The following is a 25,851-nucleotide window of genomic DNA, read 5'->3' on the forward strand; positions in this document are numbered from 1 at the left end:
GGTGTGCCCCCTTTTTTTATGAAATTATCGGATGTTAACTTTTTATGAAATTTTTAACCTGCCTTACCCAATGTTAACAATAGCTTTGCTTTTTAACAAATACCAAACTAATGCAACGTACAATTATCTCTATCGTTTTGGGGATTATCATCATTATTGGCGCCATCTTTTTAGCCAATAAAATAATAGATAGTAAACAAGATAGAAGGCCTGCTCCCCAAAAAGTAGTCAAAACAGTTTTTGTAGACACCGTAAAAAATGGCGAGGTACCGGTAACCGTTCCCGCCAACGGTAATTTGGTGGCTAAAGACAGGGTAGAACTTTATGCAGAGGTCCAGGGGGTATTTAGAAAAGGTGCTAAGCCTTTTAAAACAGGACAGGAATACAATGCAGGGCAAACGTTAATTAGAATAGATGCGTCTGAATATTATGCCAGCGTACAATCTGCAAAAAGCGAATTTTACAATTTGCTTACTTCAATTATGCCAGATTTACAGTTAGATTATCCAGAACATTTTGCCAAATGGCAAACTTATTTGTCCAATTTCGACTTAGAAAAGGCTACTCCAGAATTGCCAAAAGTAGATTCAGAAAAAGAAAAATTCTTTATTACCGGTAGGGGAATTTATGGTAGCTACTACAATGTTAAGAATTTAGAGCAACGTTTATCTAAATATACTATTTCTGCTCCGTTTACAGGTATTTTAACGGAAACCCTAGTTACAGAAGGTACACTAGTTAGGTCTGGTCAAAAATTAGGAGAGTTCATAAAAACGGGGGTTTATGAATTAGAAGTTGCCGTAAGCAAAACCTTTGCAGACTTTTTATCCGTAGGTAAATCGGTTAAACTATACAACTTAGATAAGAGTCAAGAATATACGGGTAAGGTAATACGGGTAAACGGAAGGGTAGACCAAACCTCCCAGACCATTACCAGTTTTATAGAAGTTACGGGAGAAAACCTAAGGGAAGGGCAATATTTAGAAGCCGCTTTATCTGGAGAAACTGTTACAAAGGCCATAGAGGTAGATCGGTCTTTACTAACCCAAAATGACAAGATTTTTGTGGTGAAAGATTCCATTTTGGACTTGTTAGATGTAACACCCGTTTATTATTCTGATAAAAAGGTTGTTCTAAAAGATGTGCCAGATGGAACTACAATTGTTTCCAAACCTATAATAGGGGCATATGCAGGTATGTTGGTGAAGGTGTTTGAAGAAACAACAGAAACCAACAAGTAATGAAAAAAATAATTGAATACTTTATAAAGTACCATGTTGCCGTAAACGTGGTAATAATCGCTTTTGTGGTTTTTGGTGTTGTGGGGATGCTATCCCTTAACTCTTCTTTCTTTCCGCTGGCAGATTCTAAGAATGTACTAATTACCATTACCTATCCGGGTGCCTCCCCACAAGAAATAGAAGAAGGAGTGGTGCTTAAGATAGAAGATAACCTAAAAGGGCTGCAAGGTGTTGATCGTGTAACCTCTACCTCTAGAGAAAACTCTGGTTCTATTAATGTAGAAATAGAAAAAGGGTATGATATAGACTTTATGCTTTTAGAGGTAAAGAATGCAGTTGATCGGGTGCCCACATTCCCTACGGGTATGGAGCCGCTCGTTGTTGCTAAATTAGAAGCTGTAAGGCAAACCATAAGTTTTGCGGTTAGTGGTGATAATATTTCTTTATCGGTCTTAAAACAAATAGGTAGGCAAATTGAAAATGATTTGAGGGCCTTGGACGGAATTTCTCAAATTGAAATTTCGGGTTATCCAGACGAGGAGATAGAAATTGCGGTGAATGAAGCAGACCTTTTAGCTTATAATATTTCGTTTACAGAAGTTTCGCAAGCTGTTGCCAATGCCAATATTTTGGTAACCGGCGGTAATATTAAAACAGACGAAGAAGAGTATTTGATTCGTGCCAATAATCGTTCCTACTATGGCGATGAGTTGAGTAATGTAATTGTTAGGGCAGATGTTAGTGGTAGAACAATTAGATTAAAAGACGTAGCAACTATTCGGGATCGTTTCTCAGAAACACCCAATGCCTCTTATTACGATGGTAATTTATCTGTTACCGTTTCTATAACCAGTACTAATACGGAAGATTTAATTGGAGCGGCAGATCAGGTAAAAGAATATGTAGCAGACTTTAACCAAAAGTACAATAATGTACAGCTTAATGTTGTAGATGATCGTTCTAAAACCTTAAACCAGAGAACCCAATTGCTTACAGAAAATGCAATTATGGGTATGATTTTGGTGCTAATATTCTTGTCTTTATTTTTAAATACAAGATTGGCTTTTTGGGTGGCATTTGGTCTGCCAATTGCCTTTTTAGGCATGTTCATATTTGCACCATTATTTAACGTAACCATTAATGTATTGTCCTTGTTCGGGATGATTATTGTAATTGGTATTTTGGTAGATGATGGTATTGTAATAGCAGAAAACATATACCAGCATTATGAAAAAGGGAAAAAACCGGTACAAGCGGCATTAGACGGTACTCTGGAGGTTATTCCTCCAATCGTTTCGGCCATAATTACCACAATTTTGGCTTTTTCCGTATTTCTTTATTTAGAAGGTAGAATTGGAGAGTTTTTTAGTGAGGTTTCCGTCATAGTAATTTTAACCTTGGTGGTTTCCTTGGTAGAGGCTTTGATAATTCTACCGGCCCACTTGGCCCACTCCAAGGCCTTGAGTAAACAAAACAAAGAGCCTAGAACTGCAGTAGGTAAACTTTTCTCCAAGTTGCGAGAAATTAATAGAATGGGAGACCGTGCTATGTCTTGGATGCGAGATAAGCTCTATGCGCCAACGCTTAATTTTGCTTTAGAATATCGTTTTTTAACCTTTTCATTTTTTATCCTTGCCCTAGCATTAACCTTTGGTTCTATGGGCGGTGGTATTATAAAAACCTCGTTCTTTCCTAGGGTAGCAAGTGATCGGGTAACTATTAGCTTGCAAATGCCCAATGGTACCAATGAAAAAGTTACCGATAGTATTATTTCCTTGATTCAGGATAAGGCAATAATCGTAAACCAAGAATTAACAGATGAATATTTAAAGGGAGAAGGTAAAGAGCTTTATGTAAATATGATTAAGAAGTTGGGTCCTGGAACTTCTACTGCTAGTTTAGAAATTAATTTGTTGCCTGGAGAGGAACGGCCAGATGCGATTGTATCAGATATGGTTTCTAATAGATTAAGAGAATTAGTGGGCCCAGTTATTGGAGTAGAAAGTTTAATTTACGGTTCAGGCGGTAATTTTGGAGGTAGTCCGGTATCGGTTTCTTTATTGGGTAATAATATTCAGGAGCTTAAGGCATCTAAAAGAGAACTAAAAACCGCATTAGAGGAAAACTCACTTTTAAAAGACGTTAGTGATAATGATCCTGCAGGGATTAAGGAAATACAGCTGGAACTTAAAGACAATGCGTATTTATTAGGTTTGGATTTAAGAACCATAATGGGCCAGGTTAGAGCAGGATTTTTTGGCGTACAAGCCCAACGTTTTCAAAGAGGTCAAGATGAGATTAGGGTATGGGTGCGTTACGATCGCCAAAATAGAGAGTCTATAAATCAGTTAGACGAAATGCGTATAGTTACCCCTTCTGGTTCTAGAGTGCCATTAAAAGAAATTGCCACCTATACCATAGCACGTGGCGATGTGGCAATAAACCATTTGGACGGGCAAAGAGAAATTCAGGTAAGCGCAGATTTAAAGGATGCAAAAAATACAAGTGCACCAGATATTATGAACTGGATCAAGGGCGAATTAATGCCAGAAATCCAATCTAAATATCCAACAGTGACCGCATCTTATGAGGGGCAAAGTAGGGAGCGCAACAAGTTAACGGATTCTCTTAATTATGTTGGTCCAATAGTACTGTTTTTAATCTACATAACTATTGCGTTTACCTTTCGTAGCTTTAGTCAACCACTATTATTAATTCTATTGATTCCATTTAGCCTAACGGCTGTTGCTTGGGGTCATTTTATTCATGATTTTGCCGTGAATTTGCTATCCATGTTGGGTATTATAGCTTTAATAGGAATCATGGTGAACGATGGTTTGGTGTTGATTGGTAAATTTAATAGTAACCTAAAAGAGGGTATGAAGTATGATGATGCCCTATATGAGGCAGGTAAATCTAGATTTAGGGCCATATTTTTAACCTCGGTAACTACAATAGCTGGTTTAGCTCCGTTATTATTGGAGAAAAGCAGACAAGCCCAATTTTTAAAACCAATGGCAATTTCCATAGCCTACGGTATTGGTTTTGCAACCATACTTACCTTGGTAATGCTGCCTATTTTCCTTTCTTTTAGCAATGAGGTTAAAGTGGGTGCAAAATGGTTAAGAACTGGTAATAAGATAAGCAAAGAAGAAGTTGAGCGTGCAATTAAGGAGCAAGAAGAACACCATCATGAATAAGACCAAAGGCTATAGTATGTTTAAATTTTTATTGGCATTACGGTTGCAGAAGTTTATAGGAGCAAAAACACTATTTGTTAACCTATTTCTTGTTTGTTTCTTGGTTAATGCACAAGAAGATTTTCTAAGTAAAGAGGAAGCGGTAAAGCTAACGCTAGAGAATAATCTGGGTATTAAAATTGCAGAAAATAATAAGGAGATTGCCAAAAACAACAAAGGCGCCTTAAATAGCGGGTATTTACCAACGCTAACGGCAACGAGTAGTGGTTCTTTAGATGTAAATGATCAAGAGGCTACCTTTCAAGATGGTTCTGTAAGGGAGGTAGATGGTGCGGAAACCAAGAGGTATAGTGCTGCGTTAAATTTAGGATATACCTTGTTTGACGGTTTGGGAAGGTGGTATAATCTTAAACGCCTTAAAGAAGAATATAATTTGAGCGATTTACAGGCTAGACAGACGATAGAAAATTCAATAATTCAGTTATTCACAGTTTATTTTGAAGTAGCAAGAATTACGGAAAACGTTGGTGTATTAACAGAAACTAAGGCAAATACCCAGGATCGCTTAAAAAGGGCCGAATACAGTTTTGAATATGGCCAAGTTAATAAGCTAGAGGTACTAAATGCTCAAGTAGATTTGGTTAATGATAGTATTAACCTAATGAACGAAAAGCAATTGTTGGAAAATACCCTTCGCGATTTAAATATTGTGGTTAACCAAGATATGGAACGTATTTTTAAAGTAGATACTACGGTTACTTTTGTTTCGCCGTTAGACTTAGAAACGTATGTAAAGGAAGCAGAGGTAAACAATATTAGATTACTTTTGGCCAATAGTAACATTTCTATTTCTGATTATAATCTTAAAGCCTCAAGAAGTGTTTATTTGCCAACCGTTGGTTTAACAGGTAGTTATGGTTGGAATGAAGGAAACTTCCCTGCAACCAACTTTTTAGCATCTAGTACAAGCACAGGGGTTTCTGCGGGTATAAATTTAACTTGGAATTTGTTTGATGGAGGAAGTGGCATTACAAATAATATGAATGCAAAATTAGCTCTTAAAAATCAGCAGGTTCAAAAAGAACAAGTGGTGTTAGAGGTAAAGAGAGATATAGCCAATGCAAAGGGAGACTATGAAAATAGGCTTAAGGTGTTCCGTTTACAAGAGCAAAATGTAATCACTGCCACAAACAATTATGATAGATCTAATGAACGCTATAAATTAGGGCAAATTACATCTGTAGAGCTAAGACAGGCGCAAATAAACTTGCTTAATGCGCAAACTAGTAAGAACTTGGCTAAGTACAATGCCAAGCTTGCAGAACTACAATTGCTTCAATTAACGGGGCAATTGCTAAACATTCAATATTAGAATATCTAGATGGAAGAGCATTTTTTTCAATGTCCATATTGTTGGGAAGAAATTTCAATGCTTTTGGATCAAAGTGTCAGTAGACAAATCTATGTAGAGGATTGTGAGGTGTGTTGTAATCCTATAGAAATAACAGCTACTTTTTCAGGTTCAGAGTTAACCAGTTTCAGTGCTTTAGAACTGGGGCAATAAACCTTACGTAACTAATTCTCTTTTTGTTACGCAATTGGCCTATAAGAAGTCTTTTTGTGTCAAAATCATTTAGATTACCATAAAATAGCACTATCTACATTACGTTTTTATTAATTATTAGGATATTTTCTTGCTGAATTTCATTTTTAATCTATATTTGTGTAATCGATTACACAGATAAACCATAAAAATGACAAAACACGAATTTAGATATGCCTCTCATCCTGAGGATGCCAGAGCTTACGGTACAGAAGAGTTAAGAAAACATTTTTTAATGGATAATCTTTTTGAGGATGATTGCATCAACCTTACCTATTCTATGTATGATAGGTACATTGTGGGTGGTGCAAAACCAAGAAGTAAAGATGTGGTGCTAGAAACCATACCCTATTTAAAATCTGAAAACTTTTTGGACCGTAGAGAGTTAGGTATTGTAAATGTTGGTGGTAAAGGGCAAGTTTCTGTAGATGGTACCGTTTACGAGCTTGATAAAAAAGAAGCACTTTACGTGGGTAAAGGAGCTAAAGAAGTATTATTTAAAGGAGGTTCAGAAGCATTGTTTTATATAAATTCTGCCCCTGCACATAAGAGTTTCCCAACAAAGAAGGTGGGTAAGGAAAATGCAGAAGTAATAAATCTAGGCGATGCTAAGTACGCGAACAAAAGAATATTAAATAAGTTAATTGTAAATAGTATTGTAGAGACCTGCCAGTTACAAATGGGTATTACGGAATTGGTAGAGGGTAACGTGTGGAATACCATGCCAGCACATACACATGAAAGACGCATGGAGGCGTATTTCTATTTTGACGTGGAAGAAGGGCAGACCGTATGTCATTTTATGGGGCAACCCCAACATACTAGACATATCTTTTTAGAAAATAACCAAGCTGTTTTATCGCCAGAATGGTCTATACACTCAGGGTCCGGAACTACCAATTATTCTTTTATCTGGGGTATGGCCGGTGAAAATTTGGATTATGGTGATATGGATACCTGTTCTCCTAATCAATTAAGATAAGCACATGTTTGGTCTAGAAGGAAAAACAGCACTGGTTACCGGGTGTAAAAGAGGAATCGGTTTTGCTATGGCCGAAGCACTGGCAGAAGCAGGTGCCAACATTATTGGGGTTTCGGCAAGTTTAGAATTGAACGGTTCAAAAATAGAGCAACGTATAAAGGAAATAGGTCGCAGTTTTAAAGCTTACCAATGCGACTTTTCTAACAGAAAATCCCTTTACGAATTCATAGAAAAGGTAAAATCCGAAAACCCTGTAGTAGATATTTTGGTGAACAATGCCGGTACCATTTTAAGAAAGCCAGCAGCAGAACACCCAGATGAATACTGGGATAAGGTGATAGAGGTAAACCTAAACTCCCAGTTTGTACTAAGTAGGGAGCTAGGTAAGGAAATGGTAAAAAGAGGTAGTGGTAAAATAATTTTCACGGCTTCTTTATTAACTTTCCAAGGTGGAATTACGGTGCCAGGTTATGCGGCATCTAAAGGTGCTATAGGGCAATTAACTATGGCCTTGTCTAATGAATGGGCAGGTAAGGGTGTACAAGTTAATGCAATTGCGCCAGGTTATATAGCAACGGATAACACGCAGGCATTAAGGGAAGATGAGGATAGAAGCAGTTCTATATTAGCCAGAATACCAGCAGGACGTTGGGGAGAGCCTAAAGATTTTAAAGGGCCAATTGTTTTCTTGGCTTCAGAAGCAAGTAATTACATGAGCGGTTCCATCTTAACAGTAGATGGCGGCTGGATGGGTAGATAAACAATAACTATGTCAACAACCAACTTTATAACAGATAACTTTCTGTTGCAGAATAAGTACGCAGAAGAATTATACCATACCTATGCGGCGCCACAGCCAATAATTGATTACCATTGCCATTTGCCACCAAAGGATATTGCAGAAAATACTGTTTTTGACAATATTACTAAGGTGTGGATAAATGGAGACCATTACAAATGGCGTGCAATGCGTACTAATGGCGTAGATGAGAATTTTATTACGGGTAATGCATCCGATAAGGAAAAATTTGCAGCTTGGGCAAAAACAGTCCCTGCTACATTACGAAATCCATTATATCACTGGACACATTTAGAGCTGAAGCGTTATTTTGATATAGACCAGTTGCTAAATGCGGAATCAGCTGCTTCTATTTATGCAGCAACATCAGAAAAACTAAAAGCCAATGACTACAGTGTTCAAGGGCTTTTAGCTAAAATGAATGTTGAGGTGGTTTGCACTACCGAAGACCCACTGGATTCTTTGGAATATCACCAGCAATTAAAGGATTCTGGAGCCAAAACTACCATGAGCACGGCATTTAGGCCAGACAAAGCTATTCTAATAAATACGTCAACGTATAACGACTATTTAAACCAACTAGAGGCGGTCTGTAATGCCAATATAAACTCGTACAAGGCGCTATGCGATGCGTTGGTTACCAGATTAGAATATTTCCATGCCAACGGCTGTAGATTGTGTGATCATGGATTAAATTATGTACCGTTCAATTCTGCTACCGATACAGAGGTAGAAGCTATATTTCAAAAAAGAAGAAGTGGGAACTTGGTTAGTTTGGAAGAAGACGAAAAATTTCAAACGGCACTGCTGTTGTTCTTGGGAGAACAATATCATTCACGCGGCTGGGTACAACAATTTCACCTTGGTGCCATGCGCAACAACAATACTAGGATGAACAAAATACTTGGTCCAGATACCGGTTGGGATTCCATTGGAGATTATTCGCAAGCCCATAATTTATCTCGTTTTCTAGATGCCTTGGATACTAAAGATAAATTGGCCAAGACCATCTTATACAACTTAAACCCTGCAGACAATGAAATTTTTGCAACCATGATTGGTAATTTCAATGATGGTAAGGTAAGAGGTAAGATGCAATGGGGGTCTGGTTGGTGGTTTTTAGACCAAAAAGACGGAATGGAAAAACAAATTAATGCCCTGTCAAATATGGGGTTGCTAAGCTGTTTTGTGGGAATGCTCACAGATTCTAGAAGCTTTATGTCTTTTCCTAGGCACGAATATTTTAGAAGAATTCTGTGCAACCTGTTAGGCACGGAAATGCAATTGGGCGAATTGCCAAAAGATATGGATTTGGTGGGTAACATGGTAAAAGATATTTGCTATACCAATGCCAAAAATTATTTTGAATTTTAACAATCAACTTAAACAAACAAAAATACAAGCATGAAAAAAATAGTAACCTTTGGAGAGATAATGTTAAGACTTGCACCTCCGGGATTTTTAAGATTTTCCCAGACCAATAGTTTTGATGTGGTCTACGGAGGAGGAGAGTCCAATGTGGCCGTTTCATTAGCCAATTATGGACTAGACGTAGATTTTGTTACCCGTTTACCTAAAAATGATATTGGTGATTGCGCCTTAATGGAAATGCGTAAACGCAACGTGGGTACTAACCATATAGTATTTGGTGGTGACCGTTTGGGCATTTACTTTCTAGAAACTGGTGCTGTATCTAGAGGTAGCAAGGTTGTTTATGATCGTGCACACTCTGCAATGGCCGAAATAAAACCTGGAATGGTAGATTGGAAATCGGTATTTAAAGATGCAGATTGGTTTCATTGGACGGGTATTACGCCAGCTATATCACAAGGTGCTGCAGATGCCTGTATTGAAGCGGTTAAAGTGGCTAAAGAAATGGGCGTTACCATCTCTACAGATTTAAATTATAGAGCCAAACTTTGGAAATATGGTGGTGATCGGGAAGCTATAATGACGGAGCTTACTTCTTATTGCGACATTGTATTAGGTAATGAAGAAGATGCAGAAAAGCACTTTGGCATTAAACCAGAAGGTTTGGATATTACTACCCAAGGAGAGCATGTAAAGGCGGAAGCATTTTTGTCTGTATGCAAACAAATGACGAAGAAATTTCCAAATGCCAAAAAAGTAATAACAACTTTAAGAGGTTCACTTTCGGCATCTCACAATACTTGGGCAGGTGTACTTTATGATGGTGAAAAGCTATTTAAATCTAGAGAATATCAAATTACCCATATTGTAGACCGTGTTGGCGGCGGTGATTCTTTTATGGGTGGTTTAATTTACGGATTAATGACATGGCCTAACGATGACCAAAAAGCGTTAGATTTTGCCGTAGCAGCTTCTTGCCTTAAACATACTATAAAGGGAGACGCCAACCTGGCTACCATTGAGGAAGTAGAGAAATTAATGGGTGGTGATGCATCAGGAAGAGTTTCTAGGTAATTAATTTAATATCTAATTGTAAAAATGGCAAAATATTCAAGAATAGAAGTGGCCAATACCATGAGCGAAACGGGTATGGTTCCTTTATTTTATCACCCAGATATTGAGTTGGGCAAACAAGTTTTAAAGGCTTGTTATGATGGTGGGGCCAGATTGTTGGAATTTACCGCTAGGGGCGATTTTGCTTTTGAGGTTTTCTCTGCCTTAAACAAATATGCATTAGCGGAGTTACCAGGTATGATTATGGGTGTGGGCTCTATTACAGATGCCGCTGCTGCTAGTATGTTCATACAAATGGGAGCAAATTTTATTGTTACGCCATCGCTTAGAGAAGATATAGCAATAACCTGTAATCGAAGAAAAATCATGTATTCTCCCGGTTGCGGTAGTTTAACCGAAATAAACCGGGCAGAAGAGCTGGGTGTTGAGGTAATTAAACTATTTCCAGGAAGTACCTATGGTCCAGGATTTGTAAAGGCAATTAAAGGTCCGCAACCATGGACCAGTATTATGCCAACTGGTGGTGTAAGTACGGATCCAGAAAATTTAAAAGGTTGGTTTGGGGCTGGCGTAACCTGTGTAGGCATGGGGTCTCAATTAATATCCAAAACCGTTTTGGCTAATAAAGATTATACAGGATTAACCCAAAAGGTTAAAGAAACCTTGGCGCTTATAAAAGAAATTAGAAACACTTAGTTGTGAACCTTAAGTATATAAAAATCTTATTAGTTGTGCTTCTTCTGGCCAGTTGTGGCCAAGAGGATGTTAAAGTACTCAAGCTTGCACATGGTTTAGATGTAAATCATTCCGTGCATAAGGCAATGGTACAGATGGGGCACGATTTAAAAGAGATTTCTGGTGGTAAAATGGAAGTGCAGATTTATCCCAGTCAACAATTAGGAACAGAACGGGAAAACCTTGAACTTTTACAGATTGGCAGTTTGGATATGACTAAGGTTTCCGTTGGGGTAATGGAGAATTTTGCGCCAAAAATGAAAGTACTGGGCTTACCCTTTATTTTTAGGGATAGACAGCATTCTTTTACTGTTTTAGATGGGCCTATAGGGCAGCAATTGTTAGATGAAGGCCAACAATATTGGCTTAAGGGACTTGCTTATTACGATGCCGGAAGTAGGAGTTTTTATACCAAAGAAAAACCCGTTGCGCAACCAGCGGATTTAGAGGGTATGAAAATTAGGGTGATGGAAAGTGTAACCGCAATGGACATGGTGCGTAGCTTAGGAGGTTCGCCAACGCCAATTTCTTGGGGAGAATTATATACTTCTTTACAGCAAGGAGTGGTAGATGGTGCAGAAAATAATCCGCCAAGTTTCTATTTATCTAGGCATTATGAGGTGTGTAAATATTACGCCCTGGACGAACACACTACGCTGCCAGATGTTTTGGTCATAGGTACACAGTCTTGGAGTGGTTTATCGGATCAAGAAAAAAAATGGCTAAAAGAGGCCGTACAAAAATCGGTTTCGGTACAAAGGAAGTTATGGGCGGCATCAGAGCAAGAAGCACTAGATGCTGTTAAAGCTGCTGGTGTTGAAGTAATCAAGCCAGAAAAAAATCCGTTTATGGATAAAGTAGAGGGCATTTATGATGCGTATAAAGATCAGCCAGAACTTTATCAATTAATTACCAAAATCAAGCAAACACAATAATGGTACGCAACAAAATAGACCAGATTTTAGGTAAGCTGTTAGCTCTTATTATGGGTGTAATGGTAATAAATGTACTTTGGCAAGTTGCAAGTAGGTACTTGGTAGGGGAGCCTAGTTCTTTTACAGATGAGTTGGCGCGTTATTTAATGATTTGGGTGGGCGTGTTAGGGGCTGCCTACGTTTCGGGTAGAAAAATGCACGTGGCCATAGATGTTTTGCCCTCCAAAGCCAGTGAGGGTACCCAAAGAAAAATAAAAGCTTTGGTTTACATCTTAATTATTCTCTTTGCGTTTTTTGCAATGGTGATAGGCGGTTGTAGATTGGTTTATATTAGTTACTTATTAGGGCAAAAATCTCCTGCCCTACAGATTCCTCTGGCGCTGGTCTATATGGTAATTCCATTAAGTGGTTTACTCATTATTTATTACAAACTGAACGATTTACTAAAAAACTAAGATGGCAGAATATATTCCCGTATTGGTGCTGGTAATCAGCTTTATTTTTTTTCTATCTATAGGAACCCCAGTGGCATGGAGTATTGCCATGTCATCGGTTTTAACCATGTTGGTAAGTATTCCATTTTTACCTGCGGTAACAACTGTAGCTCAACGAATGGCCACTGGTTTAGACAGTTTTGCACTCCTCGCCATACCCTTCTTTGTGCTCTCTGGGCAACTTATGAATAAGGGTGGCGTAGCGCATAGACTTATTGCATTTGCCAAAACTTTGGTTGGTGCTTTCCCTGGTGGACTAGCGTTGATTAACGTAATTGCAGCAATGTTAATGGGAGCCATTGCAGGTTCTGCCATGGCTTCTGCATCTGCCATGGGTAGTATTTTAGGTCCAGAAATGGAAAAAGAAGGGTATTCCAAAGAATTTGGTGCTGCCGTTAATATTACGTCTAGTACAACAGGTTTGGTAATTCCGCCAAGTAACGTGCTTATTGTATATTCATTGGCCAGTGGTGGTGTATCTATCGCGGCCTTGTTTTTAGCAGGATATATACCGGGTATTCTTACCGGGCTATTTTTGATGGTAGTAGCTGCTTTCTGGGCAAAAAAGAAAGGCTATAAAACAGGCAAACGTAGTAGTATAAAAGAGGTAGGTAAGGCTTTTGTAGATGCTTTTCCAAGTTTGCTTTTGTTGGTTGTGGTAATAGGCGGTATTGTATCGGGTATATTTACCGCTACGGAGGCATCGGCAATTGCGGTTCTGTATTGCTTGGTGTTAGGTTTTATTTACAAAGAAATAAAGTTTAAAGATTTACCGGAAATATTGCTAGATTCTTCGGCAACCACGGCAATTGTAATGCTTTTAATAGGTGCCTCAATGAGTATGTCATGGGTAATGTCTTTTGAAAATATTCCGCAGGATATTAGTACCACACTTTTAGGTTTAAGTGACAATCCAATTGTAATCTTATTGATTATTAACCTACTCCTATTATGCGTGGGAATATTTATGGATATGACACCTGCCGTGTTGATTTTTACCCCAATATTTTTGCCAATTGTAACCAAATTAGGAATGGATCCCATTCAGTTTGGAATTGTAATGGTATTAAACTTATGTATTGGGCTTTGCACCCCTCCTGTAGGTTCTGTTCTCTTTGTTGGGGTAGGTATTGCCAATACAACCATAGAAAAAGTAGTAAAGCCGTTAATTCCTTTGTTTTTGGCAATGATATTGGCTTTGTTTTTAGTGACTTATTTTCCGCAGTTAACCCTTTGGTTGCCAAAAGTGTTTGGCGTTTAAAATTAGAATATGGAATTGTTAAATAGAAAGAACGTTTCGGCCTTGCCAAAAAGGCCGATTAAAGTTGTGCAGTTTGGTGAAGGTAATTTCTTAAGAGCCTTTGTAGACTATGCCATTCAGTTATTAAACCTTGAAAAAGATTTTAATGCGGGTGTAGCCGTTGTACAACCCATAGATCGCGGTTTGGTTTCTATGCTTAATGATCAAGATGGTCTTTATACTTTATTTTCTAAGGGTGTAGTAGCTGGTCAAGAGATTGAAGAAAAACACTTAATAGATACTATAGTTACAGCTATAGACCCTTACAAAGACCATCAGTCTTATTTGAGTTTAGCGCAAGAACCAACTTTGGAATTTATTATTTCGAATACGACCGAGGCAGGAATTGCTTTTGATGCTGGTGATACTTTGGATATGGAACCGCCTAATTCGTTCCCAGCCAAGCTAACACAACTTTTGTATCATAGATACAAGTTCTTTAACGGCGCGACAGATAAAGGGATGGTTATAATACCTTGCGAATTAATAAATTATAATGCGGATACACTAAAAGAAATAATTCTTAAATATATTGATTTATGGAATTTAGAGGAGCCTTTTAAAAATTGGGTATTAGAAGTAAATAGTTTTCATAACACCTTGGTAGATCGTATTGTACCTGGTTACCCCAAAGATGATATTGCTACTTACCAAGAACAATTAGATTATAAAGACAATCTTATTGTTACCTCAGAAGTATTTTTTCTATGGGTTATAGAAGGAGGTGATGCTTTAAAGAAAAAGCTGCCTTTTTCAGGTACTAAACTAGACGTGAAAATTGTAGCGGATATGCAACCGTATAGAACCAGAAAGGTGCGTATATTAAACGGTGCACACACAAGTATGGTCCCATTTTCATTACTTTATGGTAATGAAACCGTGAAGCAAACCGTAGATGATGATTTTACGGGGAGCTTCGTAAAATCTACCATTTATGAAGAGATAATACCAACTTTAGACTTGCCCAAAGAAGAGTTGGAAGCATTTGCTGAAGCGGTTTTAGACCGGTTTAGAAATCCGTTTATTAAACATCAATTGGCCAGTATTGCGCTAAATTCTATCTCAAAATTTAAAGTAAGGGTTTTGCCTAGTTTGTTGGCTTATCAAGAAGTAAGGGGAAAACTACCTAAAAATCTAACATTTGCATTTGCCTGTCTGCTTCGTTTTTATAAAGGTAGTTGGAAAGGTGAACAACTACCGGTAAATGATGACGCGGCACTAATGGAAACTTTTAAACAGCTTTGGAGTACCTTATCTCTAGGAGCTTTGGTTGAAGAAGTTTTGGCCAATACTTCATTTTGGGATAAAGATTTAACCAAGATTCCTGGTCTTAAAAATGAAGTTATAAATGCCCTTGGTTTAATAGAAGAACATGGGGTAGAGTTGGGATACAAAGCATTCGTGTAAATTATTAAAAGCCTTGGTATGCAAAAAATCATCAAAGTTCAAGAAGAAGATAATGTAGCAGTGGCATTAACCTCTCTTACAGAAGGGGAGTTGGTTACCCTTAACGAAGAAAAAATAACAATTGTTGAGGCTGTTAAGGCAAAGCATAAGATTGCTTTAGAACCAATACCTGTTGGTGGTAAAATAATTATGTATGGTGTTCTAGTGGGTAAGGCAACCATGGTTATACCAAAAGGAGGCCTGTTATCTACAGCGAATGTAAAACATACTAGTGCCCAAACTACCGGAAAAACGGCTGACTATGCTTGGAATGCGCCAGATATTTCTGCCTACCAGGACAGAAGGTTTTTAGGGTATCATAGACCAGATGGGCAGGTTGGTACAGAAAATATTTGGTTATTTTTTCCATTGGTATTTTGCGAAAACAAGAATATAGAACGGTTAAAAGAGGTCTTTGAAAAGGAATTATATATAGATGAGGTTAGTGAACAAAGACAATTACTAAGAGGACTAATTAGCGGAAACGAGGAGGTAGCCCAGCCAAAGACTAAACGTAAATCTATTTTTGAAAATGTAAAAGTAAAGTTCATAACCCATCAAGGAGGTTGTGGCGGTATTCGCCAAGATTCTGAGTTATTGGCCAAGCTATTGGCAGGGTATGTAAACAATCCAAATGTAGCAGGAGCAACCGTTTTAAGTCTAGGCTGTCAAAATTTACAAATTCAAATATTTAAAGATGCGTTAAACGCAATAAATACGGATTTTAAAAAACCGGTACTTATATACGAGCAGCAACAGATGGGAACAGTAGAGCAAATGCTCAATACCACAATTAAAGATTCCTTTCTGGCCATTAAACAAGCCAATGATATAGAACGAAAACCAGCGCCTTTGTCTAAATTGAAATTGGGCTTGGAATGTGGTGGCTCTGACGGTTTTTCTGGTATTTCTGCCAACCCTACGCTAGGTTATGTTTCAGATATTTTAGCAGCTTTGGGCGGTTCGCCAATTCTTTCTGAATTTCCAGAGCTTTGCGGTGTAGAACAAGAATTGGTAAATAGGTGTGTAAATGAGGCAGATGCCAAGAAATTTTTAAACCTAATGCAGGCTTATGAACAATCTGTGGTAGATGCCGGTTCTGGTTTTGATATGAACCCCTCACCAGGCAATATAAAAGACGGTTTAATTACAGATGCAATGAAATCTGCTGGTGCCGCAAAAAAAGGAGGCACCTCACCAATAACAGCGGTATTAGATTATGCAGAGTATGTAACAAAACCAGGTCTTAATTTATTGTGTACACCAGGCAATGACGTAGAGAGCACAACGGGTATGGTTGGTTCTGGAGCAAACATGGTTGTTTTTACCACTGGGTTAGGTACTCCAACAGGTAATCCAATTGCGCCTGTAATCAAAGTTTCTTCTAATACAGAATTAGCCCAAAAAATGCCAGATATTATAGATGTAGATACAGGGGCTGTGATTCGAGGAGGGAAGACCATTCCGGAAATGGCTTCTGTTTTGTTAGATTATATAATTGATGTAGCCAGCGGTAAACTTGTTTCTAAGGCAGATCAATTAAATCAAGACGATTTTATTCCTTGGAAAAGAGGAGTCTCTCTTTAGGGGCTATTTTTTGGTAGAAGACTGTCTAATTATCAAAGAAGGAGACAATACTACTTTCTTTTCAATTTTAACATTGTTGCCATCGTTTACTTGCTCTAGAAAGACCTGCGCAGCCATTTTGCCCATCTCTAATGGAACTTGATCTACAGAGCTCATAGAAAGATCTAGAAACTGTGTAAACGGTTCGTTACTAAACCCTACTACGCATACATCTTCTGGAACCTTGTAACCGTTGGCCTGTAACCATTTTACGGCACCTAGCGCCCCATAGTCAGAAGTTGAAAATATAGCATTTGGCGGGTTTTCTAATGCCATTAGGTTTTCCGCAACCCGTTTACCTTCTTCCATATCGCTTTTTAGTTTTACAACTAATTCTTCTCTAAACGGTATAGAATGATCTAGAAGGGCTTGTTGGTAGCCTTCTAAACGATGCTTATAAATAGATAATGTAGGGTCTACGGTCAAATGTGCAATACGGTCACAACCTTGTTCAATCAAATGGGCTGTTGCATCATAACTTCCTTGGTAGTCATCAATAGTTACAGAACTAACACCACTCATTTCTTGGTAACGGTCAAAGAAAATCAGAGGAATTTTTTTCTTAAGTACTTGCTCAAAATGTTTGGTGTTCTTCGTGAATTTGGCCAAAGAGATGATGATGCCTTCTACCTGCGCGTTTAGCAAATTATTTATGATATCTACCTCCCTATCTGCAGACTCGTGGGTCTGACTTATAATTACATTATAACCCTTTGGAAAGAGCTCTTCTTCAATGCCACGAATAACAGACGAGAAAAAATTTCTATTAATATATGGTACCACAACGCCAATGTTGTTGCTCTTTCCTTTCTTAAGAGCAAGAGCCAGTTTATTTGGCTCGTAATTCATTTCCTTGGCGGTTTTTAAAACAAGTTCTTTGGTTACTTTACTTATTCTTGGGTTGTTGTTCAGTGCCCTGGAAACAGTAGCTGCAGTAATGTTTAGTTTCTTGGCAATGTCATAAATAGTCGGTTTTCCCTTCATGCGGTAAAAATAGAATAATTTAACCTATTCTACGTGGTTAATAAAAATTGCGTTATCGATTACGTAAAATAGAAATAGCTTTAGTTGTACACTACATTTGTTGGTGTATTGGTGTCGAAATAACAATTTATAAGCCTTAAAATTTTTAATAAATGATATTTTAGGCCCTTATTTTGTTAAATTAATAGCTAATCTAAACATTTTTTTGGTCTGTTAAGAAAATATTAGTAGAATTGTGTAATCGATTACATTATATGAAAATGATTGATATTTCCATGTTTAGTAGAAAAAGTACAGGGTTATTGGCGTTAGCTGCTATATTCTTGTGCTTTTCTTGTGCTGAAAAGAAAACGGAAGGGGACGATTGGTCTGTCAATTGGACAAAAAGAGATTCAATAGTGGCAAGCATTCAGTTGCCAAACTTCAAGAATCAGGTATTTAATGTAATGGATTATGGTGCGGTAGCGGATGGTTTGGCTTTAAATACAGATGCCTTTGCCACTACAATAAAAGCTTGTAATGTTGCGGGTGGCGGTAAGGTTCTGGTGCCAGCAGGTAAATACCTAACAGGACCTATCCACCTTTTAGATAATGTAAATCTAGAAATTGCAGAGGGTGCAGAGATTCTTTTTACTACTGATAAAGACTTGTTTCCAATAGTGCATACTTCTTATGAGGGTACGGAGCTGATGAATTTTTCCCCGTTGATATACGCAAAGGATAAAAAGAACATAGCTATAACGGGAAAAGGTGTTTTAAATGGCCAAGCTAGCAATGAAAACTGGTGGCCGTGGTGTGGGAATACTAAATATGGTTGGGTAGAAGGTGATCCCAAACAACATACTTCCTTAAAAAAGCTTAAAGAAGATATGTCAGAAAAAGGGGTTCCGGTGGCAGAACGCATTTTTGGAATGAGTGAGTTTTTAAGGCCAACATTTATAGAGCCTTTTGGATGTGAAAATGTGTTGATTAAAGATGTGACCATTATTAATGCGCCTTTTTGGGTGGTACATCCAATTAAATCCAACAACGTGGTTGTAGACGGCATTACCGTAGACAGTCATGGGCCCAATAATGATGGGTGTGATCCTGAATACGCTAAAAATGTTTGGATTAAAAACTGTGTTTTTAATACTGGGGATGATTGTATCGCCATAAAATCTGGAAGAAACGAAGACGGTAGAAGGGTAAATATTCCGAGCGAAAATATAGTGGTAGAAGATTGCAAAATGATAGATGGCCACGGAGGCGTGGTCATGGGGAGTGAAATTTCAGCCGGTGTACGCAATGTATTTGTTCAAAATTGTCAAATGGATAGCCCAAATCTAGATAGGGCCATAAGAATAAAAACCAATACCAAGAGGGGTGGTTTTGTAGAAAATGTCTACGTAAGAAATATTAACGTAGGGCAGGTAAAAGAGGCAGTTTTAAAAATTAATCTACACTATGGTATCTATGGGGTGCAAAAGGGGAGTTTTATGCCCAAAGTATCCAATGTATATCTGGAAAATGTAAAGGTAGATAATGGTGGTAAGTATGGAGTTCTTGTAAATGGATACGAGGAGTCTCCGGTAAAAAATGTGTTCCTGAAAAATGTAACAATCAAAAAAGTAGATTCAATCTATTCGCTTTCGGGAATTCAAAATTTGGAATTTATAAACACAACAATAAATGGTGAATTAATTCAAAACTAGAAAAATTAACTAAACTAAAATGCAAATTAAGTTATGAGGAAAGCTAGAACTTTCAAATTAAAAAGCGCTAGATGGGCATTGTTATTGTTGCTCTTCGGGTTGTTTCTGAGTTCAGGAATAACATATGCGCAACAAGGTGCTACAGTTACCGGTACGGTTACGGATAGTGCTTTAAACGATCCTTTGCCAGGGGTTAATGTTGTAGAAAAAGGTACTACTAATGGTACCACTACAGATTTTGACGGAAACTATTCACTTAAGCTAACCATGGATAATGCCACATTGGTAATCAGCTATATTGGTTTTGCTACTAAAGAGGTCTCTGTGGGAGGTAGAAGTACGGTAAATGTTTCTCTGGCAGAAGATTTACAAGCCTTGGATGAGGTAGTAATTGTAGGTTACGGTTCCGTAAAGAAGTCAGATCTAACCGGGGCGGTAGCCAGTGTGGATTCAGAATCATTGACTGAGCGTAATTTTACCGATCCTTTAGAATCTGTACAGGGTAATATTGCCGGTGTTCAAATCTCTTCTAACTCAGGGCGAGTTGGAGATGGTTTCAGTATTCAAATTAGAGGCCAGGCATCTTTCTTGGATGATGGTAATCCACTTTTTGTTGTGGATGGTGCTCCTGTTGATGATATTGATTTTTTGAATCCGCAAGATATTGCGCAGATAGATATTTTAAAAGATGCTTCCTCTACCGCAATATATGGGTCTAGGGGTGCCAATGGAGTTGTTATTGTAACTACTAAAAGTGGAACCACTGCTAAAGGTGGTTTTAATGTAAGCTTTGATTCCTTTATTGGTATTAAAGAAACCGCTCGTTTACCTGAGTTGATGGATGGGCCTACATGGCAGTACTATCATAATTCTGCGTACTTGGCTACCATTGATGGTGGTAATGATCCTATGGGGATTACGCCAGAACGGTTAGAAAGTACGGTTATTGGAGGTTCTAATTCGGTATTAAGAGAGCGTTTTGATAACAACCAAACTTATGATTGGTACGATGCGGTATTAAAAAGTGGTATTCAGCAAAACAACTACGTGAACATAAATGGTCGTTCAGAAAATGGTGTGGCTTATAATTTAGGTTTAGGTTACCAGCATGAAACGGGTAATGTGTTAAATGAAGAATTGGATAAGTATACCTTAAAAACAGGTCTTACCCACTCTGTTAACGATAAGTTTTCTTTTGGGGCCAACCTTACCATAACCCAGTTTGTAAACGAACGAGGTAGTAGTAGCGCTATGCAAGAGGCGTTTCGTTTAAATCCATTTTTAAGTCCATTTGCCATAAATGATAATGGTAATGAAACGGATGAATTATTTGAGCAACCGGGTAAATTGGTATTTCCAACAGAAGGTAACTTTGCAATAAATAAAACTAGTACATACAATCCATTATTACAGATAGCTAATTCTTCAGACGAATTAAAAAGATGGAATGTGGTTGGTAGTGTTTTTATGCAATACAATTTCACGGAATGGTTGTCTTTTAGGTCTAGTTTCTCTTCTGGGTTTGATAACAGAAGAAGGGGTAGGTCATGGGGAGTCTTAACCAATGAGGGTAGAAGCAACGGTAGCCAGCCATTAGCAGATGTAGAGCGCAGGTCTACATTTAATTACACTTGGGACAATCAAATAGATATAACCAAGACCTTCAATGAAGATCATAATTTTAAATTCTTAATCCTACAGAGTTTATTTTCTGAGCAAATAGAATCTAGTTTTGCTTCTGCAAGAAATTTATCGTTTGAAAGTGGTATCTATGATTTGGATTCAGGTCCACAGTCTACTTTTAATTTAGGTACGGGATTCTTGGCAGAAAAATTATCTTCTTATGCACTTAGGTTAAATTATGATTATAAGGGTAAATATTTCTTAACCTTATCTAATAGATGGGATGGTTACTCGCTTTTTAGCGATGATAATAAGTGGGATTCTTTCCCTTCTGCAGCTTTGGCGTGGCGTATTTCTAACGAAGATTTTATTGGAGAAAATAGTGCTATCTCCAATTTAAAACTAAGGGCCAGTTATGGTTTTACAGGTAATAATGCATTTAATAGAAGAACTTTTCCTTACCCAACTTTAAATATCTTAAACGAGCAATTGTTTTATGATTTTGATGAGGCGGTGAATGGATTTAGCGCTACAGCTTTGGCTAATTCAAACTTAACTTGGGAAAAAACAAAAGAATACAATATTGGTTTGGATTTTGGTTTTGCCAACAATAGAATCAATGGTAGCGTAGATTTTTACAATAGGCTGTCAGAAGATGTTATTTTTGGTAGACTACTTCCAGTAGAGGTTGGGGTTACTGATGGTATATTGGATAATGCCAGTTCTATTAGAAATAAAGGAGTTGAAGCTTTATTGAACACCAAAATTATTAACACGGATAAGGTTTCTTGGGATGTTACCCTAACATATACCAATAATAACAACTCTATTGAGTCTATTAATGGCCAAACAGAGGAAGATGATATAGGTAATGGACTTTTTATAGGGGAGTCTATTGGTGTTAGAGGTGAAAATGGAAACCGCTCTAATTACAACTATGTTTTTGATGGAATTTGGCAAGCTGGTGAAGATGCTGCGGCATTTGGACAAAGGGAAGGCCAAGCAAAGGTTAAAGACATTAATGGGGATGGCCAAATTGATCCAGAAAACGACCGGGTGATTTTGGGTTCTGTTGATCCAGATTGGATTGGTAGTTTATTTACTAGTTTAAGAGTAGGAAATGTTACGTTATCTGCCTCTGCAATAACTAATCAAGGAATATTTACCTACAGTCCTTGGTTGGCAAACTTTACAGATACTAGGGATAGAGGTAGACAAAAAGCAAATATTTCATGGTACGTTCCAGAAAATGGTGCGGGGGTTCCAGCTCAATTTTCTAACGAATATCCACAACCTAGAAATCAGGGCGATTTTTGGAGAAGACAACAAGTAGGTTATTATGCAGATGCATCTTTTATAAAAGTAAAGAACATCTCCTTAGCCTATAACTTTCCAAGTCAAGTTTTAGACAAGTTGAATTTGAAAGGTTTAAAAGTCTATGCAAACGTTCTTGATCCATTTGTATTTACAGATTACATGGGTTACGATCCAGAAACGGCAAGTGCAAGTTTAGGTGTAGGGCGTGTAGCAGCTATTACATACCAATTAGGGTTAAATGTTAAATTGTAAAGCACTATCAATCATGAAAAAAGTATTATTCACTATAGTATTGGCCCTAATAGTTTTCACTTCTTGTGAAGATACATTAGAGGTAGACAACAGGGGTTTTGCAACTGCAGAATCCATATACATAACTGCAGATGGTTATGAAAGTTTAATAAACACTAATTATGCTGTTTTAAGAGAATTGTATGGATCGGCTCCTTATGTATATTGTGCAGGAACAGATTTATATGCAGAGGGTAGCGGTAGAGCGGCAGAACCACTGGGCCTTAGTCAGTATACAGAATTAAATTCCGCTTCAGAAGATGTAGATTTAATTTATAATGCGGCTTACAAAGCCATTAGATTGGCAAATACAGCGTTGTTTTATGCAGATATTACTGAGCAGACCGCAACACTTACAGAACGTGTGGCAGAGGTAAAATACCTAAGGGCTAACGCCTATTTTCTTCTAGTGCAAACGTATGGGGGCGTACCTATTATCACAGAGGTAATTAATACCCCAGAATTAGAGTTTGATAGAGATTCTGCAGAAGATGTATACGCCTTGATTATTCAAGACCTAGAAGAGGCTTTGAACAATGTTGGAACAGGAGACTATAACGGTAGAGTTACACAAAAAGCGGTACAGCATTTACTTGCCAAAGTTCACCTAACTAGAGGCTATGAGTCTTTTGGTCCTGCTACTGATTTTGATGTGGCCGCTTCTTATGCCGATGACGCTATTGCCGGGCAGGGTTTAAATTTAAGTTTTGACGAATTGTGGGATTACACCAACCAACTAAACGAAGAGGTTCTTTTCTCCGTTAGATATTCCGCTGGTTCCGTAAGTGCAAACCCTACAGATTTAGGTAATGAGCAAGGTGCATTTTTTGGACCGTATATGGGGGGTAACGAAGTTGCCGGTCAAGCACCTGCTAAGACGTATACCCTTTTGGCAACAGATTTTGCATTGCGTTTGTTTACTCCAGAAGACGAGCGTTATGAGGGAAGCTTTATGAACGAAGTTTACAATCCTTATTATTTAGAACACACAACAGATGATTTAACAGGAGAGGCCGTAAGGGATTTTTACGAACCTTACTGGTTTACACCAGCAGACAGTACGGCTTATGTAAATTCTATAATACAAACAGAAGATTTTGAATACCATCCATATGAGTCAACTTACGCGCAAGTAGTTAGTGGGGATTGGGAGACCATACCACTTAAAAAGTTTGATGATCCAGAGGCTCCTTATGGTAGGTCTTCTAGTACCAGGGATATTGTTCTATCTAGATTGGGCGAAACCTATTTAATTGCAGCAGAGGCTTACTTACAGGCCGGCGATGCTGCTACGGGATTACAACGTTTAAATACGGTAAGGCAAAGAGCAGGAGTAGCTGATGCCGCGTTAGCAGAATTTGATATCGATTTTATTTTAGATGAAAGAGGTAGAGAATTATTTGGAGAGTACCACAGATGGTTTGATTTAAAAAGAACTGGCAAATTGGTAGAGCGTGCCTCGGCACACCACCCATTGGTAAACGAAGCTAATTTTAATGGTGCCAATGGCGAATTAAAAATATTAAGACCCATACCGCAAGCCGCTTTGGATCTTAATCAAAATAAGAACTTCCCTCAAAATCCAGCGTATAATTAAGAGAAGTTCACATGAAAGTAGTTTTGTATTCATTTATAAAATTGTTTTGAGTTAGTTAGGAGTAAAAGGCTTGGTACTAGTACTAAGCCTTTTCTTATCTTAAAAGGAAAATTTATCAACCTATATCAATATGAAAAAAATAATAGTAAGTAGTTTATTGGCCACTGTTGTTCTATTTTCTTGTAAAAACCAAGAAAAGAAAGAGACCATAGATCAGGAGCCAGTTGCTGATCAAGTTGTTACTCAAAATGGGGCTACGTATGCAGAGCTCTCTACGGCAGAAGGTGGCTCATGGCAAGGGCGTGTTTATGAAAGCGGTACTTCTTTTAAGAATGTAGAGGAACTTTGGGTACCCCAACAGCATACGGATCATTCCTGGTATTTACGTTACGAAGGTCCAGGTTGGGAAAGTTCAAAAGTGGGCTATAGACTATACTTAGATTGGAGAAACGCAATTGACATTTTTGGTAAGGTAACAGACCAAATGATTTTGGATCAAGTGGGTCAAGATAATTTCGATTCTTATCATAATCCTCAACCATGGGGGCAAGACATTTTAAAAGTTGGTAAAGCTCTTGGCATAGGTTCTTATGGGCAAATGGTTCAAGATAGCGTACATCATTTTCAAAAAGTAGATAGTACCTACGCTAAGGTTTTTAACAATGATTCTAGTTCTGGGGTAGATATACTTTACAAAGGTTGGGAAGTTGCCAATGCAAAAACAGACCTACAGGTAAAGTTAGAAATAGCATCAGATTCTAGACTCACAAAAGCTATTTTGCAACCTTCAACCGAGTTAAATGGTCTAGTTACTGGTATTGTTAAGTTTGATGATGTTCCATTACTTAAAAGTAAAGGTGATGGTGATTGGGCCTACATCGCTACCTATGGCGAGCAAACGCTAGTTCCTGATGAATTGGGAATGGTAATTTTCTACAAAAAGAGTGAAGTAAATGCCGTTGTGGACGGAGCCTATGATCACTTAATCCACTTTAAACCAACTACAGAAGGAGTTACCTATTATTTTGGTGCTGCTTGGGAAAAAGAAAAAGATGGTATTGCCAATGAGGCGGACTTTAAAACCTATTTAGAAAAGGAGTTAGCTAAGTTAAACGGATAGCACCATGCAAAAGTTATTATTTCTTTCTCTTACGTTTCTTTCGCTTATAGCTTATGGTCAAAATGGACAAATACCTATTGAAGAAGCCATTAACTCATTGGATATAGATAGTATTCAAAAAACAAAGGTAGGGTATCAATATTGGTTTTTATCTAAAGAAGAATTGGACGGGCGCACCATAAAAATGAGTGTTGTAAAGCCGGGACTATCCACGCATGCGCCACACAAACACGTGCAAGATGAATTTTTCTTTATTCTAGAAGGCCAAGCTAAATTTCATTTAAACGGAGAAGAACGTGTTGTTGGTCCTTTTACCAGTTTGTATTGCCCTTCTTGGTCCATGCACGGTATTGCAAATGCAGGAGAAGAAGAGTTAAAATATTTGGTCTTACAGAAATACCCCAAAACAGCAGAGTAAG

The 25,851-nt window shown here is 37.9% G+C and carries 20 protein-coding genes; 19 read left to right on the forward strand and 1 reads right to left on the reverse strand.

Annotated elements, in window-relative coordinates:
* Positions 1-110 precede the first annotated feature (110 nt).
* The 14 genes from ACXAGS_RS03855 to ACXAGS_RS03920 all read left to right on the forward strand — a co-directional run bounded on the left by ACXAGS_RS03855 (position 111) and on the right by ACXAGS_RS03920 (position 16,767).
* Positions 111-1,241, forward strand: coding sequence for an efflux RND transporter periplasmic adaptor subunit (locus ACXAGS_RS03855; RefSeq protein ID WP_474904662.1), 1,131 nt, complete (start codon positions 111-113; stop codon positions 1,239-1,241).
* Positions 1,241-4,441: an efflux RND transporter permease subunit gene (locus ACXAGS_RS03860; protein ID WP_474904664.1), complete on the forward strand. Its 3,201-nt coding sequence runs from the start codon at positions 1,241-1,243 to the stop codon at positions 4,439-4,441. Before ACXAGS_RS03855 ends, ACXAGS_RS03860 begins: the two co-directional genes overlap by 1 nt.
* Positions 4,434-5,813 (forward strand): TolC family protein, encoded by a 1,380-nt coding sequence (locus tag ACXAGS_RS03865; protein ID WP_474904666.1) that lies wholly within the window; start codon positions 4,434-4,436, stop codon positions 5,811-5,813. Before ACXAGS_RS03860 ends, ACXAGS_RS03865 begins: the two co-directional genes overlap by 8 nt.
* A gap of 9 nt (positions 5,814-5,822) precedes the next feature.
* On the forward strand, positions 5,823-6,005 hold the full coding sequence (locus ACXAGS_RS03870; RefSeq protein WP_474904667.1) for a CPXCG motif-containing cysteine-rich protein: 183 nt from the start codon (positions 5,823-5,825) through the stop codon (positions 6,003-6,005).
* Positions 6,006-6,195: 190 nt separating this feature from the next.
* Positions 6,196-7,026: a 5-dehydro-4-deoxy-D-glucuronate isomerase gene (gene kduI, locus ACXAGS_RS03875; RefSeq protein WP_080319162.1), complete on the forward strand. Its 831-nt coding sequence runs from the start codon at positions 6,196-6,198 to the stop codon at positions 7,024-7,026.
* A gap of 4 nt (positions 7,027-7,030) precedes the next feature.
* Complete coding sequence (locus tag ACXAGS_RS03880; RefSeq protein WP_474904669.1) at positions 7,031-7,786, forward strand: SDR family NAD(P)-dependent oxidoreductase; 756 nt, start codon at positions 7,031-7,033, stop codon at positions 7,784-7,786.
* 9 nt (positions 7,787-7,795) lie between these two features.
* Positions 7,796-9,199: a glucuronate isomerase gene (uxaC, locus tag ACXAGS_RS03885; RefSeq protein WP_474904671.1), complete on the forward strand. Its 1,404-nt coding sequence runs from the start codon at positions 7,796-7,798 to the stop codon at positions 9,197-9,199.
* Positions 9,200-9,229: 30 nt separating this feature from the next.
* Complete coding sequence (locus ACXAGS_RS03890) at positions 9,230-10,270, forward strand: PfkB family carbohydrate kinase (protein WP_474904672.1); 1,041 nt, start codon at positions 9,230-9,232, stop codon at positions 10,268-10,270.
* 24 nt (positions 10,271-10,294) lie between these two features.
* A complete protein-coding gene (locus ACXAGS_RS03895; RefSeq protein WP_474904674.1) occupies positions 10,295-10,966 on the forward strand; it encodes a bifunctional 4-hydroxy-2-oxoglutarate aldolase/2-dehydro-3-deoxy-phosphogluconate aldolase in 672 nt (223 codons plus the stop codon).
* A 2-nt stretch (positions 10,967-10,968) separates the two neighbouring features.
* Complete coding sequence (locus ACXAGS_RS03900) at positions 10,969-11,940, forward strand: TRAP transporter substrate-binding protein (RefSeq protein WP_474904676.1); 972 nt, start codon at positions 10,969-10,971, stop codon at positions 11,938-11,940.
* Positions 11,940-12,395: a TRAP transporter small permease gene (locus tag ACXAGS_RS03905; RefSeq protein WP_010519438.1), complete on the forward strand. Its 456-nt coding sequence runs from the start codon at positions 11,940-11,942 to the stop codon at positions 12,393-12,395. The genes ACXAGS_RS03900 and ACXAGS_RS03905 overlap by 1 nt, the downstream gene beginning before the upstream one ends.
* Before the next feature lies 1 nt (position 12,396).
* Positions 12,397-13,695 (forward strand): TRAP transporter large permease, encoded by a 1,299-nt coding sequence (locus ACXAGS_RS03910; protein ID WP_474904678.1) that lies wholly within the window; start codon positions 12,397-12,399, stop codon positions 13,693-13,695.
* Between the two features lie 9 nt (positions 13,696-13,704).
* Positions 13,705-15,141, forward strand: a complete 1,437-nt coding sequence (locus ACXAGS_RS03915) for a tagaturonate reductase (protein ID WP_474904679.1) — start codon at positions 13,705-13,707, stop codon at positions 15,139-15,141.
* An 18-nt stretch (positions 15,142-15,159) separates the two neighbouring features.
* Entirely contained in the window at positions 15,160-16,767 is a 1,608-nt protein-coding gene (locus ACXAGS_RS03920) for a UxaA family hydrolase (protein ID WP_474904681.1), read from the forward strand.
* A gap of 3 nt (positions 16,768-16,770) precedes the next feature.
* On the opposite strand, the gene ACXAGS_RS03925 is transcribed toward ACXAGS_RS03920, so the two are convergent.
* A complete protein-coding gene (locus ACXAGS_RS03925) occupies positions 16,771-17,790 on the reverse strand; it encodes a LacI family DNA-binding transcriptional regulator (RefSeq protein WP_474904682.1) in 1,020 nt (339 codons plus the stop codon).
* Positions 17,791-18,050: 260 nt separating this feature from the next.
* Here ACXAGS_RS03925 and ACXAGS_RS03930 point away from each other — a divergent pair, with 260 nt between their 5' ends.
* The 5 genes from ACXAGS_RS03930 (at position 18,051) to ACXAGS_RS03950 (ending at position 25,850) form a co-directional block, all read left to right on the forward strand.
* Positions 18,051-19,484, forward strand: a complete 1,434-nt coding sequence (locus ACXAGS_RS03930; RefSeq protein WP_474904802.1) for a glycoside hydrolase family 28 protein — start codon at positions 18,051-18,053, stop codon at positions 19,482-19,484.
* A gap of 33 nt (positions 19,485-19,517) precedes the next feature.
* Complete coding sequence (locus tag ACXAGS_RS03935) at positions 19,518-22,676, forward strand: SusC/RagA family TonB-linked outer membrane protein (protein WP_474904684.1); 3,159 nt, start codon at positions 19,518-19,520, stop codon at positions 22,674-22,676.
* A gap of 13 nt (positions 22,677-22,689) precedes the next feature.
* Positions 22,690-24,312 (forward strand): RagB/SusD family nutrient uptake outer membrane protein, encoded by a 1,623-nt coding sequence (locus tag ACXAGS_RS03940; RefSeq protein WP_029511554.1) that lies wholly within the window; start codon positions 22,690-22,692, stop codon positions 24,310-24,312.
* 130 nt (positions 24,313-24,442) lie between these two features.
* Positions 24,443-25,432 (forward strand): DUF4861 family protein, encoded by a 990-nt coding sequence (locus ACXAGS_RS03945; RefSeq protein WP_474904686.1) that lies wholly within the window; start codon positions 24,443-24,445, stop codon positions 25,430-25,432.
* A gap of 4 nt (positions 25,433-25,436) precedes the next feature.
* Positions 25,437-25,850 (forward strand): cupin domain-containing protein, encoded by a 414-nt coding sequence (locus tag ACXAGS_RS03950; protein WP_474904688.1) that lies wholly within the window; start codon positions 25,437-25,439, stop codon positions 25,848-25,850.
* Position 25,851: the final 1 nt, after the last annotated feature.

This window comes from Croceivirga sp. ABH4_376 (assembly GCF_056160685.1).

Excerpts from the sequence above, each read along its gene's own strand:
- ACXAGS_RS03855 (WP_474904662.1), top strand. The coding sequence starts at position 111 with ATGCAACGTACAATTATCTCTATCGTTTTGGGGATTATCATCATTATT.
- ACXAGS_RS03860 (WP_474904664.1), top strand. The coding sequence starts at position 1,241 with ATGAAAAAAATAATTGAATACTTTATAAAGTACCATGTTGCCGTAAAC.
- ACXAGS_RS03865 (WP_474904666.1), top strand. The coding sequence starts at position 4,434 with ATGAATAAGACCAAAGGCTATAGTATGTTTAAATTTTTATTGGCATTA.
- ACXAGS_RS03870 (WP_474904667.1), top strand. The coding sequence starts at position 5,823 with ATGGAAGAGCATTTTTTTCAATGTCCATATTGTTGGGAAGAAATTTCA.
- kduI (WP_080319162.1), top strand. The coding sequence starts at position 6,196 with ATGACAAAACACGAATTTAGATATGCCTCTCATCCTGAGGATGCCAGA.
- ACXAGS_RS03880 (WP_474904669.1), top strand. The coding sequence starts at position 7,031 with ATGTTTGGTCTAGAAGGAAAAACAGCACTGGTTACCGGGTGTAAAAGA.
- uxaC (WP_474904671.1), top strand. The coding sequence starts at position 7,796 with ATGTCAACAACCAACTTTATAACAGATAACTTTCTGTTGCAGAATAAG.
- ACXAGS_RS03890 (WP_474904672.1), top strand. The coding sequence starts at position 9,230 with ATGAAAAAAATAGTAACCTTTGGAGAGATAATGTTAAGACTTGCACCT.
- ACXAGS_RS03895 (WP_474904674.1), top strand. The coding sequence starts at position 10,295 with ATGGCAAAATATTCAAGAATAGAAGTGGCCAATACCATGAGCGAAACG.
- ACXAGS_RS03905 (WP_010519438.1), top strand. The coding sequence starts at position 11,940 with ATGGTACGCAACAAAATAGACCAGATTTTAGGTAAGCTGTTAGCTCTT.
- ACXAGS_RS03910 (WP_474904678.1), top strand. The coding sequence starts at position 12,397 with ATGGCAGAATATATTCCCGTATTGGTGCTGGTAATCAGCTTTATTTTT.
- ACXAGS_RS03915 (WP_474904679.1), top strand. The coding sequence starts at position 13,705 with ATGGAATTGTTAAATAGAAAGAACGTTTCGGCCTTGCCAAAAAGGCCG.
- ACXAGS_RS03920 (WP_474904681.1), top strand. The coding sequence starts at position 15,160 with ATGCAAAAAATCATCAAAGTTCAAGAAGAAGATAATGTAGCAGTGGCA.
- ACXAGS_RS03925 (WP_474904682.1), bottom strand. The coding sequence starts at position 17,790 with ATGAAGGGAAAACCGACTATTTATGACATTGCCAAGAAACTAAACATT.
- ACXAGS_RS03930 (WP_474904802.1), top strand. The coding sequence starts at position 18,051 with ATGATTGATATTTCCATGTTTAGTAGAAAAAGTACAGGGTTATTGGCG.
- ACXAGS_RS03935 (WP_474904684.1), top strand. The coding sequence starts at position 19,518 with ATGAGGAAAGCTAGAACTTTCAAATTAAAAAGCGCTAGATGGGCATTG.
- ACXAGS_RS03940 (WP_029511554.1), top strand. The coding sequence starts at position 22,690 with ATGAAAAAAGTATTATTCACTATAGTATTGGCCCTAATAGTTTTCACT.
- ACXAGS_RS03945 (WP_474904686.1), top strand. The coding sequence starts at position 24,443 with ATGAAAAAAATAATAGTAAGTAGTTTATTGGCCACTGTTGTTCTATTT.
- ACXAGS_RS03950 (WP_474904688.1), top strand. The coding sequence starts at position 25,437 with ATGCAAAAGTTATTATTTCTTTCTCTTACGTTTCTTTCGCTTATAGCT.